Genomic DNA, 15321 nt, shown 5'->3' with positions numbered 1-15321 from the left:
TGGGCGGCTGACGGAGCCCGGCGGCTGACGGGGGCGGCGCGGCTCAGCCGACCGCGACCCGCTGCCACTGCTGGTTGGTGCCGCCGGTGCAGGTCCACTGGATGATCCGGGCCCGGTCGGCGGTGGAGCTGCCGTCGACGTCCAGGCACAGTCCACTGTGTCGGGCGGTCACCCGGTGGTAGCCCGAGCCGAGGTCGGTGAACTGCCACTGCTGGTCGGTCCGGCCCGACTGGCAGGGGAACTGCTGCACCTGCACGGCGCCGGCCGTCGAGCCGTTCGGCACCGTCAGGCACTTGTTGCTGTGCCGGGCCACCAGTTGGTGGTATCCGGTGCCGAGGTCGAGCGGTTGCCAGTGCTGGTTGCCGCCGTTGTTGCAGGCGTACTGGACGATGTTGGCGGCGTCCGCGGTGGACTGGCCGAGCACCTCCAGGCACCGCCCGCTGTGCCGGGGGCGCATCGTCACGTACGCCGGGCCGGAGCCGACGCCGCTGACCTGGCCGGTGACGGTGTCGATGGAGAGCCGGGGATACCAGTTCATCGTCACCGACGTGTTGCTGGGAAAGGAGAGCGGCAGCCAGACGTACCGGGACTCGTTGACCCGGCCACCCCACGCGCCGGCCCAGCGGTCGCCGAGATAGAGGTACGAGGTCGTCGCGCTCCCCTGCACCGGGACGACGTACGCCGACTGGGAGCCGTAGGTGATGCTGTCGCCGAGGTTGGCCAGTCCGCTCCAGGTGCCGGTGATGCTCGTCGCGGTGGCGTACCGGCCCTGGTTGGGCGCCCAGCCGGTGGCCCCGGAGGTGACCAGGAAGTAGACCCCGTTGCGTTTGAACATCGCCGGCGCCTCCCGCCAGTTGCCCGGCCACAGGGTCCGGACCAGGCTCGCCACCTGCGTGTAGTCGGCGCTGAGCCGATAGATGTTCAGGTCGGCGTTGTTGTTCGTCGACGAGACCAGGTACGCGCTGCCGTCGTCGTCGCGGTAGACCGTCATGTCCCGGGACTCGTTGCCGAGCGGCCGGAAGCTGCCCCGGTAGCTGTAGGTGCCGTCCACGGTGCTGGAGGTGGCGACCGCGACCCGGGCCTGGCCGTAGTCCGAGCCGTTCTCCCAGTGCATCCAGAGCACGTACTGGTTGGTGCTGGCGTTGAAGATGACCTTCGGACGTTCGATGTTGGCCACCGACAGTTCGCCGGCCGAGGACTGGGTCAGGACGTGGTTGCGGAACTCCCAGTTGGCCAGGTCGGTGGAGCGGTAGACGGAGACGTACCGAAAGGTGTTGTTGTCGTTGCGGTTCTCCCCGAACCAGTAGTAGTAACCACCCACCTTGATCATCCCGCCGCCGTGCGCGTGCAGGAGCGCGCCGGTGGTGTCGGTGAACTGGGTTCCGTTGCTCACCGTGACCGGCGCGGCAGCGACCGGAGTGGCGACGGCGACCGGGGCGAGCAGCCCGACCAGGCCGACGGCGACCGCCGGCACCGACCTTCGGACGTGGATCCGCGACGTACGGAACATGCCACCCTCCCGGTTTCCGGTGCCGCACACCCGGGTACCCGCCCCGGCCGGCTGATCGGTCGCCTCACAGCATCTGCCAGTAATTCGATTGATGTCAATGTCTTGGCTGTCGTGCCGACCGTCCACGAGATCGGCGTACGTCCGGTCGTGCCGGTGGTCAGCACGCTGCGACGCCCGCCCCGGCCTACCTTGCCCACCCCGGTTAACCTGGCAAAGTGTTGAAGGCCCGCAAGGTGAGCGCGTGGCGCAGCCGATACGAGATCAGCGTCCGGGGCCGGTTCGTGACAACCTGGGACAACGCGTTCTGGCGCAGCGGCGGCGACTTCGAGCTGGACGGCCAGCGCTACCAGGTACGCGGCAATGCCTGGGGAAACCGCTTCACCCTGCTCGACGCGGCGGGCGGGGCGGTCGCCTCGGCGGACCGGGTCGGCCGCAAGCGGTGGACGGTCGAGGCCGGCGGGCAGACCTACCACTTCCAGCGCGCCTCGCTCTTCGGCAGCGAGCAGGAACTGCACGCCGCCGGGCGCCGGATCGGTTCGGTGCGCCGGACCGGCTTCTGGCGGGGCGACGCCGTCGCCGACCTGCCCGGCCTGCCGCTGCCGGTCCAGGTGTTCGTCCTCGGCGTCGTGATCACGATGTGGAGCCAGCAGGCGGCGGTCGCCGCGTCCAGCTGAGCCCGGCCGGGCCGGTGGGTCAGCGGCCGGCGCCCGCGTCTCCGGTCGGCTCCGTCGGCAGCCAGACCCGCATCGACGCCGGTCCCCGGTTCGCCCGCAGGTGGTACGGCAGCAACGCCAACCCGACCGGCTGGCGCTCCCCGACCGGCGCCCGCCCGTACGGCCACTCCGACTCCGGGGCGACCGCCACGCTGGCCGGCACGTCCAGGCCGACGGCGTCGGGGCCGAGCCCGGGCATCGGCCGCTCGACCGGGGTGGTCGCCGGATCGACGGTCACCGAGTCCAGCGACAGCACCGGGGCCTGCTCGACCGACTCGGCACAGTAGACCAGCGGTCCGCGCTCCACCGCGACACTGCCCCGGACCGCGTCGATCCGGGGATCCGGCACGGTCCAGCGCGCCTGCATCGGCAGTTCGAGGCAGACCTCGTCACCGGCCCGCCAGTGCCGCTCCACCTCGGCGTATCCGCCGGCCGGCACCTGCCGCACGCCGTCCGGGGTGACCAGCGTCGCCGCCCCGGCCCAGGACGGTACCCGCAGGGCGAGCCGCCACGGCCCGTCGCCCGGCTCGGTGACCCGGACGGCCACCGCGCCCCGCCACGGATAGTCGGTCCGCACGGTCAGCCCGACCGCACCGGTGCGGATCTCCGCGCCGACGAACTGGTGCAGTTGGACGCCCCGGTCGTCGGTCGTCGCGACGTACCCGCCGAGGCTGGCGAGCAGTCGGGAGATGTTGGTCGGGCAGCAGGAGACCTCCCGCCAGGGCGCCCGGACACTGCCCACCGGGTACGGGCTGGGCGCGTCCGGGTCCGGCAGGGTACCGGGCACCCGCTGGTGCAGCGTGTTGGCGTAGAAGAAGGCCCGGCCGGAAAGCGCGGTCGACGTGGCGACCACGTTGTAGAGGGTGCGCTCGGCCAGGTCGGCGAAGCGGCCCTCGCCGGTGGCCAGCAGCAGCCGCCAGCAGAGCATCACCGAGGCGACGGCGGCGCAGGTCTCCGCGTACGCGCCGTCCGGTGGCAGTTCGAAGTCCTCGCCGAACGACTCCCCGTCGTACCGGGAGCCCATCCCGCCGGTCAGGTAGGTGCGGGCGGCCACCGTACGCTCCCACTGCCGGATCACCGCGGCGAGCAGCTTGTCGTCGCCGGTCTCCACCGCCACGTCGACGGCACCGGCGGCGAGGTACAGCTCCCGGACCGCGTGTCCGGCGAAGACGGTACGGCCCCGTACCGGCAGGTCGTCCTGGTAGTAGACCCGGCCGAGCGCGATGTCGGCCAGGCTGCCCCGGCCGCGCCGCTCCACGAAGAGGCGGGCCTGGTCGAGATAGCGCCGCTCCCCGGTCACCCGGTACAGCTCGACGAGCGCCGGCTCGATCTCCGGATGGCCGCAGATCCCGGTCCGACCGTCCACACCGAACTCGGCGCTGACGTGGTCGGCCACCCGGATCGCGGCGATGCCGACCGCCTCGGCGGTGCCGGCCCGCAGCGCCGCCACCCCGGCCTGGATCAGGTGCCCGTAGCAGTACAGCTCGTGGCCCCACTCCAGGTCGGAGTAGCGCGGTCGCTGGCCGGGCTGGCCGAACCGGGTGTTCAGGTAGCCGTCGGCGTGCTGGGCCGCCAGCACGGCCTCGGCGATGCCGTCGAGCCCGGCGACGCCGGTGCCGGAGCGGGCGGTCTCCCAGGCCATCGCCTCGGCCAGCTTGTAGATCTCGGAGTCGGAGAACTCCCGGCCCTGACGGCCGGCGTCCAGCCCTCCGGCGGTCGCCAGCCGGAAGTTCCGCAGCCACCCGGTCCGCTCGATCCAGTGCAGGCAGTGCGGAAGGGTCGCCGCCGCGTTGCGGGACACCCGCTCGGCCCAGAAGCCGTCGGTCAGCCGTACCTCGTCGACGCCGAGTGGCCGCAGCGCGCCCGCCGACGGCAGGACAGGTCCGATCATCGTCAACAACCCCCCACTCGTACCCGGCCGTGGTCAGCCTCGGTCGCACCGGGACATCCGGCGGCACGGGTGGCCGACCCGGGCAAGGTGGGCCCGGAGGGCCGGGTGGGCCCGGAGGGCCGGGATCCGAAAACCTTTTCGGAAGGTAGCGACCAGGTTATGCCACTGTCAACCCCTCACCCGAAGGGGTAAATCACGGCGTAGTCGGCCTAGACTAGAATCCTGGTTGCTCCGCCTTCCCGAAATGCGGTCCGAAAGGATTTCGGTGGTCAGACAACGCTCTCAATCAGTGACCCTGACCGACGTGGCGCGGCGGGCCGGTGTCTCGGTGGCCACCGCCTCCAAGGCGCTGAACGCGCGGGACGAGGTCGCCCCGGCCACCCGCCGCCGGGTCCTGGAGGCGGCCGAGGAACTGTCCTTCCATCCCAACGCCCTGGCCAAGGGGTTGATCTCGGGACGTACCCGGACCATCGGGCTGCTCACCGACGAGCTCGGCGAACGGTTCGCCTTTCCCGTGCTGCTCGGCATCGAGAACGCGCTCGGCAACGAGCAGATGTGCGTACTGCTCTGCGACGCCCGGGGGGACGTCATCCGGCGTCGGCACTACATCCGTACCCTGCTGGCCCGCCAGGTGGACGGCTTCATCATCCTGGGCGACTCGAACGACATCCGCCCCTCGCTGACCCGGGACATCCCGGTCCCGGTCGTCTACGTCTACGGCGAGTCCGACGACCCGAACGACCTCTCCGTACTCGCCGACGACGCCGGTGGCGCCCGGCTCGCCGTGGAACACCTGGTCGCCCTCGGTCGGCGCCGGATCGGGCACATCACCGGCCCGGAGACCTACCGCGCCGCCCGCGACCGGGTGACCGGCCTGCACTCGGTACTGGCCGAGGCCGGCCTGCCGCTGGCCGGCGGCGACCCGCTCTACGGCGAGTGGTCCCAGCGCTGGGGCCGGCACGCCGGCCGGATGCTGCTCACCGCCGATCCGGACATCGACGCGGTCTTCTGCGGCAACGACCAGATCGCCACCGGGGTCGCCGAGACCCTGCTCGACCTCGGCCGGCGGATCCCGGACGACGTCGCGATCGTCGGCTACGACAACTGGGAGGTCTTCGCCGCCGACTGCCGGCCGCCACTGACCACCGTGGACCTGAACCTGCAACAGCTCGGCGCGACCGCGGTCAAGCAGCTCTTCGCCGCGCTCGACGGCGAACGGGCCCCCGGGGTGATCCGGCAGCCCTGCCGGCTCGTCGTCCGGGAGTCGACCGGCCCGGTCGCCTCGCTCGGCGCCGCCCGCGCGGCCAGCCGGACCGACGGGTTTACCCAGGCCGACCGGGGATAATCCCGCCGGTCGCCGCCGGTCCGGTCCGGCCGGGAAAAACCGATAACCGGAGACCCTCCCGCACCGCTCGGGGCATGCTCAGGTGGTGGGCGGCGAAGGGGGTACGGCGTGAGGAACTACGACGACGACTGGGCCGAGGACCAGCGCGCGCTGTACGACGAGTGCTACGACCTGGGTGAAGCCTGGGCCGGAGATCCGGCGACCGACACCGACCAGCTCCAGGACGTGATCAACCTCGCCGAGGCCGACGACGACGAACTCGCCGACGTCGAACTCGGCCATCCCCCGCTGGTCGACGCGGTGGCCGAGGCGACCGGTGAACAGGTGACCAGCGTGACCGCCGACCGGAACGACCCGGCGTTCCGGGGCTTCGTCGACGGCGTCCGGCAGGGCGCCGAGGAGGACGTCTTCGGCCTCTGACAACCGCAGCACCCGGTGCCGTCCGTCCGCCGAGCCGCCGGTCAGCGCACCGAGCCCGGCCAGCGGCACCGCCGGGTACGCCGAGCCGAGCCAGTGGTGGTGGCGCAGGGCCGCCGAGCGCTCATAGTCGGCGACCGCCCCGGCGAGCCGGTGGTGGTGTGGCGCAGGGCCACCGAGCGCTCGTAGTTGGCGACCGCCCCGGCGAGCCGGTCCGGTTGGACCAACCCGTTGCCCCGGACCGCCAGCTGACCGGCTACGAGAACCGCGCCTTCGCCGGCAACTGGACCGTCACGCCGTCCGCGACCTGTTCGGCATGACCCGATTCGGCGACGGCCCTCGCCCCGCTGCCCTCCAGCCGGCGACTGAAGGCCAGCGGCCCACCGCTCCCGCACTCCCACCCCGCCCGGGAACGGGCGGACGCCGCCCGCGAGACACGCGGGCCTCCTGCCGGACACCCGCCACCCCGTCCCCTCCGCAGGCAATGTGTTCTCCTACTACCCCTCCAGGGGTAGCAACAGCACACGCACCTGGCGGCCCCCGCCCCGGCCCAGCCCCGCCGGGTCGGCCCCGCCGGGTCGGCCCCGCCGGGGTCCGGGCGGGCGGGGGGCGGGCTAACTCAGGCGGGCGGGTGGCCCGGCGCGGGGGCGGCCGTGCCGAGCGCCCGCAGTCGCTCGGTGGCGATGACGACGAGTTGCCGGTCCGTGGCGTGGGCGGTGGCGAGGACCTGCTCGTAGCAGTCCCGGGCGGCGTCGGGCCCGGTCTCCACCTCGGCGAGTTGGCCGAGCCCGAGAAGGGCGCGGGACCGGATCCCCGGGGCCTGCCACGCCGGCACCTCCGCAGCCAGCACCGTCTCGAAGAGTCGCCGGGCCTCGGCCCGGTCCCCGTCGAGCCGGGCCAGCTCACCGAGGCCGACCCGCACCTCGGCCAGGATCTCCGGGGTACCCGCCGCGCGTGCCAGCTCGTCGGCACGCCGATAGCCGGCCCGGGCCGCCGCCGGATCACCGGCCAGTACGCTGCCCTGCGCGTGCTGGCAGAGCAGGGTCGCCAGGTCGGGGGTGCAGTCGAGCTGCTCGGCCAGTTCGATCGCCTCGGCCGTGTACGCCACGGCGGCGGCGTACTCGCCATGCCGCTGGGCGACGGTGCCGAGCGCGGCGAGCGCCAGGGCGCTGCCCCAGCGCTCGCCGAGGGCCCGGAACTCCCGCAGCGCCTCGGCGAACGCCCGCTCGGCCGCGTTGACGTCGCCGCCGAACAGCAGCCCGTGGCCGACGCCCCACCGCGCCAGGGCCCGGCTCCACGGGTCGGGATCGAGCGGCGGGCCGTCCGGGACCGGCAGCAACCGCCCGGGCTCGGCCACCCTGCCCCAGAGCATGGCCAGGAACGGGTGCCTCGGCTGCCGACCCAGCCCCCGGACAAGCGACTCGACCGTACTCAGGGTCGCCGGGGTCGCGCCGTCCCGACCGCTCGCCGCGTCGACGAGCAGGCAGAGCGCGTACTCCTGGGACAGTCCCGCCGGCGGGTCGGCGGGCAGGGCGGCGAGCAGTTCGCCGGCGAGTACCTCGCAGGCGTTCCGGTCACCCCGCAGCCACCAGTACGGCAGCAGCGCGGCGAACAGCGTCAACGCGAGACGATGATCGTCGTGCCGGGCCCAGCGCAGCGCACTGTGCAGGTTGTCCCGCTCGGCGTCGAGCCGGCGCAACGCCGGTAGCTGTTCGGCGCGGAGCAGCCGGGGCTCGGCGGCCCGGGCCAGCTCGAGAAGATAGCCGGCGTGCGCGACACGGAGGCGCTGCCGCTCGGTCGGCCCGTCGAACTGTTCGGCGCGCCGCTCAGCCGGCCCGTCGAGCTGGTCGGAGCGCCGTCCGGTCGGCTTACCAAGCTGCTCGGAGTGCGGTCCGGTCGGCCCGTCGAGCTGGTCGGAGCGCCGCTCGGTCGGCTTACCGAGTTGCTCGGCGCAGAACGCCCGGATCGTCTCGAGCATCCGGTAGCGCAGTTCGTCGCCCGCGACCCGTTCGATCAGTGACCGGTCGGCCAACTCGGCCAGCAGGTCGACCACCGTGTCGTGTCCCGCTTCAGGGGCGCAGACCCGGCGGGCGGCGGCCGGACTGATCCCGCCGGAGAAGACGGTGAGCCGGCTCGCCAGCCGTCGTTGTGCCGGATCGAGCAGGTCCCAGCTCCAGGCCACCGCCGCCCACAGGGTTCGGTGCCGGGCCGCCGCCGTACGGCTGCCCTGGGACAGCAGGGCGAACCGGTCGTCCAGTCGGGCCGCCAGCTCGCCGAGCGGCAGCGCACGGATCCGGGCGGCGGCGAGTTCGATCGCCAGCGGCAGCCCGTCGAGGGTGCGGCAGATCCGGGAGACGGTCTCGGCGTTCGCCGGGTCCAGCGCGAAGTCCGGTACCACCGCACCGGCCCGGTCGACGAAGAGCCGGACGGCCGGATAGTCCGCGATCGTGCCCGCCCCGGCGGCCGGAGGTGGCGACGCCAGCGGCGGTACCGGGCAGAGTGCCTCGCCGGTGATGCCGAGCGGCTCCCGACTGGTGGCCAGCACCCGTAGCCCCGGGCAGTGCGTGAGCAGGCGGTGCGCGAGGGTGGCGGCGGCGTCCAGTACGTGTTCGCAGTTGTCCAGTACCAGCAGCAGCCGCTGGTCGGCCAGGGCGGCGACGAGCCGGTCCACCGGCCCGGGGGCGGGCCGCTCGGTCGCCGCCGCAAGGATGGCGTCCCGCAGGCCGAGCGCACCGGCCACCGCCTGCGGCACGTCGGCCGGTGGGGTCGGGGCCAGGTCAACCAGGCAGGCCCTGCCCGGCTCCCGGGACGCGGCTTCGACCGCCAACCTGGTCTTGCCGGTACCGCCCGGCCCGGTCAGGGTGACCAACCGCCCCCGGGCGAGCAGCAGGCCGACCCGGGCCAGTTCGTCCGCCCGGCCGACCAGGCTCGTCAGCGGCGCCGGCAGACCGCGTCCCGGACCGGCCCCCGGGTCGGCACGGACCGGCCCAGGCTCGGCGTCCGGATCGTCGGGTACGCCGGACGCCAGCGCCGGGTCGGCGCCGAGGATCCGTTGGTGCAGGCGGTGCAGTTCGGCACCGGGTTCGAGGCCGACCTCCTCGACCAATCGGGTACGGAACCGCCGGTAGTGCTCCAGCGCGTCGACCTGCCGACCGCATCCGTGCAGCGCGAGCATCAACTGACCGGCCACCCGCTCGTCCCACGGGGAGTCGGCGGCGGCGCTGCCGAGTTCGGTGAGGAGTTCGGCGTGCCGGCCGAGCCGGAGTCCCCGGTCGGCCCGGTCCAGCCGGGCAGCCGTCCGCTCCCCGTCCAACTGGTCGCGCAGCCCGGTCAGCCACGGCGTGTCCGGCCCGGTGACCGGCCCGCGCCACAGCCGCAGGGCCTGGTCGAACAGGTCCACGGCGGCGGCGGCGTCGGCGGTCCGCCGGGCCTGGACGAGCAGGTTCCGGAACCGGTGCACGTCGACGCGGTCCGGGTCGAGCCGGAGCAGGTACCCGCCGGACTGCCGGCTCAACGTGACGCCGGGCGCGGCGGCGAGGACGGTACGCAGCCGGGACACGTAGCCGTACAGGGTGTCCCGGGGGCGGCGCGGCAGCCGTACGCCCCAGACCCGGTCGACGAGTTCGTCGGGCGGTACCGGCCGGTTCGCCGCCAGCAGCAGCGCGACCAGCAGCGCCCGTTGTCGCGGGTGCCCGATCTCCACGGCCCGGCCGTCGACGAGCACCTCGGGCTCGCCCAGCACCCGGAACTCGACCCGCATCCGCTCTCCCGACCTCCCTCGCCACCCGGTCCCCCGGTCCCCCGATCCCCGGTCACGTCACACCGTCACACCGTCACACCGACGCACCGACGCACCGACGCACCGACGCAAGCTTTCCCGAAGATCTGCCGAAGGTCACGTTGGCATCGTCCATCTCGTCAGTGCCGGTTGGGTACGCCAGACCGGTGTCGTCGGCCAGCGGAGGGACGGAGCGGCCATGACCGCGACCAACAGGGCGGAGCAGCAGCCGGGGAACGGCCCCGGGCCGGACGTGCCGACCGGGAGGTACACCATCGACCCGGCCCGGTCGGTGATCCGGTTCGACACCCGGGCGGTCTTCGGGCTGTTGCCGGTACGCGGGACCTTCCGGATCGGCAGCGGCACGATCGCGGTGGCGCCCCGGGTCGAGGAGTCGACGGCCGAGGCGGAGGTGCTCGCGGCCAGCTTCGACAGCGGGCTACCCGAGCGTGACGCACACGTCCGGTCGGCGGACTACCTGGACGCGGCCGGTCATCCGTACCTGCGTTTCCGGGGCGAGCGGTTCGTGCCGTCCGGCGACGGTGGGGCGTTGCACGGGCAGTTGACGGTACGCGCCGTCACCCGGCCGGTGACGCTCGCCGTCGAACGGGTGGCCGCCGGGACGGCGGAACTGACCGCCCGGGCCGGAACCACCATCGACCGGTACGCGTTCGGCCTGACCACCGCTCGGGGCATGACCGGCCGTCGGATCCGGCTGACGCTGGAGATCGTCGCAACCCGGGGGTGAGCGCACGCCACACAGCGGAACGGGTAACGGGGGGTGGCGTGTGGGGAGGGCACGGGCGGCCGGTGACGGCGGATCGCGGCCGGGTATCGGCCGGGCGGCGGGACGGGCACCGCGGGATGGGTCCGTTCCTGGGCGTACCCGGATCGTGGTCCGACCGTGCCCGTTCCGCCGCAGCCGAGACCGGCCGCCCGAAGGCCGCGCGTCAGGCCGGGTCGGGCAGTTGGCGACCGGCGGCCAGCGACGCCGGGAACTCCGCCCGGGTGATCCGGACCGGCAGGCTGGAGAGCACCGCGACGGCGGCGGTGTAGTCCGGACCGACGTCGAGGTCGTGCAGTTGCACCGGGCCGTCGAGGGGACGCTCGGCGGCCCAGTCGACCAGCCGGGCCGGCTCGTCCGGCGGGGTCAGCGTGATCCGGTTCATCGGTACGGCCAGCCCGTGCCCGGTCGCCTTCAGCAGCGCCTCCTTGCGGGCCCAGTACCCGAAGAACGCCCGCCGGGCGGACTCCGCCGGCTGCGCGGTCCACCAGCGCAGTTCGGCCGGCGACAGCACACTCTCGCTCAACGCGGCCACGTCGGTGCCGCCGGTCAGCTCCTGCACGTCCAGGCCGACCGGGTCGGCGGCCACCGCGACGGCGACCCACTCGCCGGAGTGGGTGAGCGAGAAGTCGAGCTTGGTGGCGGGTTGGTCGACCACCGGCTTGCCGTGCCCGGCGCCGCAGTGCCGGCAGTGCCGGGAGAAACCGACCTGCCCCGCCGGCACGCCGAGGTAGTGCCCGAGCAGCATTCGTACCCCGACGTGCCCGGCCTGGTAGCGGTCCCGGTCGGCGACCTGCCGGAACCGGGCGTGCCGTTGCCGCTCCTCGTCGTCGAGCACGTCGAGCCCGGCCCAGTGCGCCGGACCGATCGGCAGCCGCCACACCTGGCACTCGCCCGGCACCGGCGGCACCGGGACGCCCGGCCGATCCACGCCCTGACGATCCACGCCCGGCCGATCCACGCTCAGACGATCCATGCCCGGTCGGTCCGCGCCCGGTCGGTCCGCGCCCGGTCGGTCCGCGCCCGGTCGGTCCGCGCTCAGACGATCCATGCCCGGTCGGTCCGCGCCCGGACGGTCCACGCTCAGACGATCCACGCCCGGACGATCCGCGCCCTGACCACCCGGTCGGCGCGGGCGGTCGTCGCCCGGTTCACCGGCACGGGTCGGGGCGACCGCTTCCGGCAGGTCGTCGGGCGGGCGAGGAGATCCGGTCAACGGGCACCACCAGGGGTCGCGGGTGGACGGCGGACACGGCGCCCGCCCGGGGACATTCTGGCGCGAGCATGCCAGCCCGACGGCCGGCGCACCAGCCCGGGGACCGGTGTGCCGCCGCCGGACCGTCCGGGCCTCCGCCGCCGGCCCGGACGTCAACGCTGGCCGTAGACCCCCTGGTAGCGCTCGTAGAGGGCGTCGATGTGCCGGGGCTCGATCGGCACCAGCGGGCCGCCGGTCCGGGCGATGTGTACGGTACGCGCGACGTCCTCGCACATCACCGCCGCCTTCACCGCCGCCTTGGCGCTGGCCCCGATGGTGAAGACCCCGTGGTTGCGCATCAGCACCGCCGGTGAGCGGTGCCCCTCCAGGGTGGCGACGATGCCCTTGCCGATGTCGTCGCCGCCGATCAGCGCGAACGGGCCGACCGGGATCTCCCCGCCGAACTCGTCGGCCATCGCGGTGAGCACGCACGGGATCGCCTCGTCCCGGGCCGCCCAGGCGGTGGCGTACGGGCTGTGCGTGTGCACCACGCCGTTGACCTGCGGCAGGTGCCGGTAGACGTACGCGTGCGCGTCGGTGTCGCTGGACGGCGAGTGGTTGCCGTCGACGACGTCCCCGTCCAGGGTCGTCACCACCATCGACTCCGGGGTGAGGTCGTCGTACGACACCCCGCTGGGCTTGATCACCATCAGGTCGGCGCCCGGCACCCGGGCACTGACGTTGCCGCTGGTCCAGGTGACCAGCTCCCAGCGGGTGAGCTGCTCGTGCAGCCGGCACACCTCCTGCCGGATCCGGGCGACGGTGTCGCTGATCGTGCCGGTGAGTCCGCCGCTGGTCATCGGCGCGCCTCCTCGCGTAGCGCGTGCAGCCGGTGCAGTACGTCGTTGCCGCCCCGGCCGAAGTAGTCGTGCAGCCGCTCGTACTCGGCGTAGAGCCGGTCGTACATGTCGGCGCTGGCCGGGTCGGGCTGGTAGACGCCGCGCCGGACCTTGCCCATCGCGGCGGCTGCGGCGGTGATGTCCGGGTACGCCCCGGCGGCCACCGCGGCGTGGATCGCCGAGCCCAGCGCCGGCCCCTGGTCGGAGTCGATCACCGACAGCGGCCGGCGCAGCACGTCGGCGTAGACCTGCATCAGGAAGGCGTTCTTGAGCAGGCCACCGGCCACGATGAACTCGGTCACCGGCACTCCGGCGTCGTCGAAGGCGGCGACGATGGTCCGGGTACCGAAGGCGGTCGCCTCGATCAGCGCCCGGTACTGGTCCTCTGCCCGGGTGGCCAGGGTCTGCCCGACGATCACCCCGGAGAGGTCGTGGTCGACCAGTACCGAGCGGTTGCCGTTGTGCCAGTCGAGCGCGACCAGCCCGTGCTGCCCGGGGCGCTGCGCGGCGGCCAACTCGGTCAGGTATTCATGTACCCCGACGCCCTGCCGGGCGGCCTCCTCGGCGTAGCCGGCCGGTACGCAGTGCTCGACGAACCAGCCGAAGATGTCCCCGACGCCGCTCTGCCCGGCCTCGTAGCCGAGCCGGCCGGGCACGATGCCGTCCTGCACCACGCCGCACATCCCGGGCACCTCGGCCAGGCTGTCGGCGACCATCACGTGGCAGGTCGAGGTGCCCATGATGGCCAGCATCTGGCCGGACTCGACGGCGTTCGCGGCGGCGGCGGTGACGTGCGCGTCAACGTTGCCGACCGCGACCGCGATGCCGGCCGGCAGCCCGGTGACGGCCGCCGCCTCCGGGGTGAGCCGGCCGGCCAGCCCGCCGAGCGGGGCGAGCGGGTGGGCGAGCCGGGTGGCGACGAAGTCGGCGAAGTCGGGGTGCAGCGCGGCCAGGTAGTCCGGGGAGGGGTACTCGCCGTCCTGGTGGATGCCCTTGTAGCCGGCGGTGCAGACGTTGCGGGTCTCCGCGCCGCAGAGCTGCCAGATGATCCAGTCGGCCGCCTCGATCCACCGCTCGGTCCGGGCGTAGACCTCGGGATCCTCGGTGAGCACCTGGAGCGCCTTGGCGAACTGCCACTCGGCGGAGATCCGCCCGCCGTACCGGGGCAGCCACGGCTCGCCGCGCTCCGCCGCCAACTCGTTGATCCGGTCGGCGTGCCGCTGCGCCGCGTGGTGCTTCCACAGCTTCGGGTACGCGTGCGGCCGGTCGGCGAGCCCGGGGACCTCGTTCAGCGGGGTGCCGTCGGCGAGGGTCGGCAGCACGGTGCAGGCGGTGAAGTCGGTGCCGATCCCGATCACCGCCTCGGGGGCCACCGAGGCGGCCGAGAGCGCCTTCGGCACCGCCTCGCGCAGCACCGACCGCCAGTCCTCGGGCATCTGCAACGCCCACCCGCCGGGCAGTTTCGCCCCGGTCTCCGGCAGCCGGTCGTCGATCACCCCGTGCTGGTACTCGTGCACCGCCGAGCCGAGTTCGGCGCCGTCCGAGACCCGGACCACCACCGCCCGGCCGGAGAGCGTGCCGAAGTCGACGCCCACCACGTACCGGTCCGCACCGTTAGCGCTCACTCGTGTCCCTCCTGGATGTTCCCTGTTCTCCCTCGCCGGCCGCCCGCACCCGGTGGACCGGCTCGCGGCGGCCCCACCGGAGCCTCCGCTACCCGCCAGCCAACCATGGTGTTAGCGCTACCACCAGGCCGGGTCCGATCGGGCCAGCCACTCGGCCCGCGCGGGTCACACCTACGTCTGCCGCCGGGTCACGGTGCGTTGCAGCACGATGAACACGAACAGCAACACGCCGATCACGATCTTGGTCCACCAGGAGCTGAGGTCGCCCTGGAAGGTGACGATGGTCTGGATCAGCCCCAGCACCAGCACCCCGAGCACCGTGCCGACCAGGTAACCCGAGCCGCCGGTCAGCAGCGTGCCACCGATCACCACGGCGGCGATGGCGTCGAGTTCCAGCCCGACCGCGTGCCCGTTGTTGCCGGAGAGCATGTAGAAGCTGAGCAGCAGCCCGCCGAGCGCCGAGCAGAACCCGCTGATCGTGTAGACCGCGATCCGGGTACGCGCCACCGGCAGCCCCATCAGCAGCGCCGACTGCGGGTTGCCGCCGATCGCGTACGTGTTGCGACCCAGCCGGGTGTAGCCGAGCACGTAGATCCCGATCGCCACCACCACCAGCGCGATGACCACACTGGTGGAGATGAAGAAGCCGCCGAACCGGATCCGCTGCTGCGCGATCGAGGTCCAGAGCGGGTCGTCGATGGTGATCGACGAGGTACTGATCGTGTAGCAGAGTCCTCTGGCCAGGAACATCCCGGCCAGCGTGACGATGAACGGCTGGATCTCGAAGTAGTGGATGATGCAGCCCATCCCGAAGCCGAGCAGGGCGCCGAGCACCAGCACCAGCGGCAGCACGAGATAGGGCGACCAGCCCCGCTCCTCCAGCAGCGAGGCGGAGAGCATGGTGGTCAGCGCGACGACCGAGCCGACCGAGAGGTCGATGCCGCCGGTGAGGATCACGAAGGTCATGCCGACCGCGACCACCAGCAGGAACGCGTTGTCGACGAAGACGTTCAGCACCACCTGGGTGTCGGAGAAGCCCTCGTAGCGCAGCACCCCGGCGCCGTACATCACGATCAGCAGGGCGAGGGTGGCGAAGATCGGCAGGTACTTCTGCTGCGGCCGCGGCATCCGCGCCCGCCCGTTCGCGACCGTACCCGGTACGGC

The 15321-nt window shown here is 73.2% G+C and carries 11 protein-coding genes; 4 read left to right on the top strand and 7 right to left on the bottom strand.

Translation table 11 applies throughout. The features are described 5' to 3' along the window. Window positions 1–43: 43 nt before the first annotated feature. Window positions 44–1510: an RICIN domain-containing protein gene (locus Pma05_RS28160; RefSeq protein WP_203860516.1), complete on the bottom strand. Its 1467-nt coding sequence runs from the start codon at window positions 1508–1510 to the stop codon at window positions 44–46. Between the two features lie 215 nt (window positions 1511–1725). Between Pma05_RS28160 and Pma05_RS28155 the strand changes: the two genes are divergently transcribed. After that, complete coding sequence (locus Pma05_RS28155; protein ID WP_203860515.1) at window positions 1726–2184, top strand: LURP-one-related/scramblase family protein; 459 nt, start codon at window positions 1726–1728, stop codon at window positions 2182–2184. Window positions 2185–2203: 19 nt separating this feature from the next. Here Pma05_RS28155 and Pma05_RS28150 read toward each other — a convergent pair whose 3' ends face one another. Continuing rightward, window positions 2204–4114, bottom strand: a complete 1911-nt coding sequence (locus Pma05_RS28150; protein WP_203860514.1) for a glycoside hydrolase family 127 protein — start codon at window positions 4112–4114, stop codon at window positions 2204–2206. A 265-nt stretch (window positions 4115–4379) separates the two neighbouring features. Between Pma05_RS28150 and Pma05_RS28145 the strand changes: the two genes are divergently transcribed. Then, window positions 4380–5459 carry a LacI family DNA-binding transcriptional regulator gene (locus tag Pma05_RS28145; protein WP_203860513.1) on the top strand — a complete coding sequence of 360 codons (1080 nt, stop codon included), beginning with the start codon at window positions 4380–4382 and terminating at the stop codon, window positions 5457–5459. Window positions 5460–5567: 108 nt separating this feature from the next. Beyond that, window positions 5568–5879, top strand: coding sequence for a hypothetical protein (locus Pma05_RS28140; RefSeq protein WP_203860512.1), 312 nt, complete (start codon window positions 5568–5570; stop codon window positions 5877–5879). 616 nt (window positions 5880–6495) lie between these two features. On the opposite strand, the gene Pma05_RS28135 is transcribed toward Pma05_RS28140, so the two are convergent. After that, complete coding sequence (locus Pma05_RS28135) at window positions 6496–9636, bottom strand: AfsR/SARP family transcriptional regulator (RefSeq protein ID WP_203860511.1); 3141 nt, start codon at window positions 9634–9636, stop codon at window positions 6496–6498. A 217-nt stretch (window positions 9637–9853) separates the two neighbouring features. Between Pma05_RS28135 and Pma05_RS28130 the strand changes: the two genes are divergently transcribed. Continuing rightward, window positions 9854–10402, top strand: coding sequence for a YceI family protein (locus Pma05_RS28130; RefSeq protein WP_203860510.1), 549 nt, complete (start codon window positions 9854–9856; stop codon window positions 10400–10402). A 202-nt stretch (window positions 10403–10604) separates the two neighbouring features. On the opposite strand, the gene Pma05_RS28125 is transcribed toward Pma05_RS28130, so the two are convergent. The 4 genes from Pma05_RS28125 to yjfF all read right to left on the bottom strand — a co-directional run bounded on the left by Pma05_RS28125 (window position 10605) and on the right by yjfF (window position 15285). Then, window positions 10605–11369 (bottom strand): 4'-phosphopantetheinyl transferase family protein, encoded by a 765-nt coding sequence (locus Pma05_RS28125; protein ID WP_203860509.1) that lies wholly within the window; start codon window positions 11367–11369, stop codon window positions 10605–10607. 437 nt (window positions 11370–11806) lie between these two features. Then, a complete protein-coding gene (locus Pma05_RS28120) occupies window positions 11807–12493 on the bottom strand; it encodes an L-ribulose-5-phosphate 4-epimerase (RefSeq protein WP_203860508.1) in 687 nt (228 codons plus the stop codon). Continuing rightward, window positions 12490–14157 carry a ribulokinase gene (gene araB / locus Pma05_RS28115; protein ID WP_203860507.1) on the bottom strand — a complete coding sequence of 556 codons (1668 nt, stop codon included), beginning with the start codon at window positions 14155–14157 and terminating at the stop codon, window positions 12490–12492. The genes Pma05_RS28120 and araB overlap by 4 nt, the downstream gene beginning before the upstream one ends. A gap of 171 nt (window positions 14158–14328) precedes the next feature. Next, window positions 14329–15285 carry a galactofuranose ABC transporter, permease protein YjfF gene (gene yjfF, locus Pma05_RS28110; RefSeq protein WP_203860526.1) on the bottom strand — a complete coding sequence of 319 codons (957 nt, stop codon included), beginning with the start codon at window positions 15283–15285 and terminating at the stop codon, window positions 14329–14331. Between the last annotated feature and the right edge of the window lie 36 nt (window positions 15286–15321).

This window comes from Plantactinospora mayteni, from assembly GCF_016862935.1.
GTDB lineage: Bacteria > Actinomycetota > Actinomycetes > Mycobacteriales > Micromonosporaceae > Plantactinospora > Plantactinospora mayteni.
This window is presented reverse-complemented; position numbering and strand designations above follow the sequence as displayed.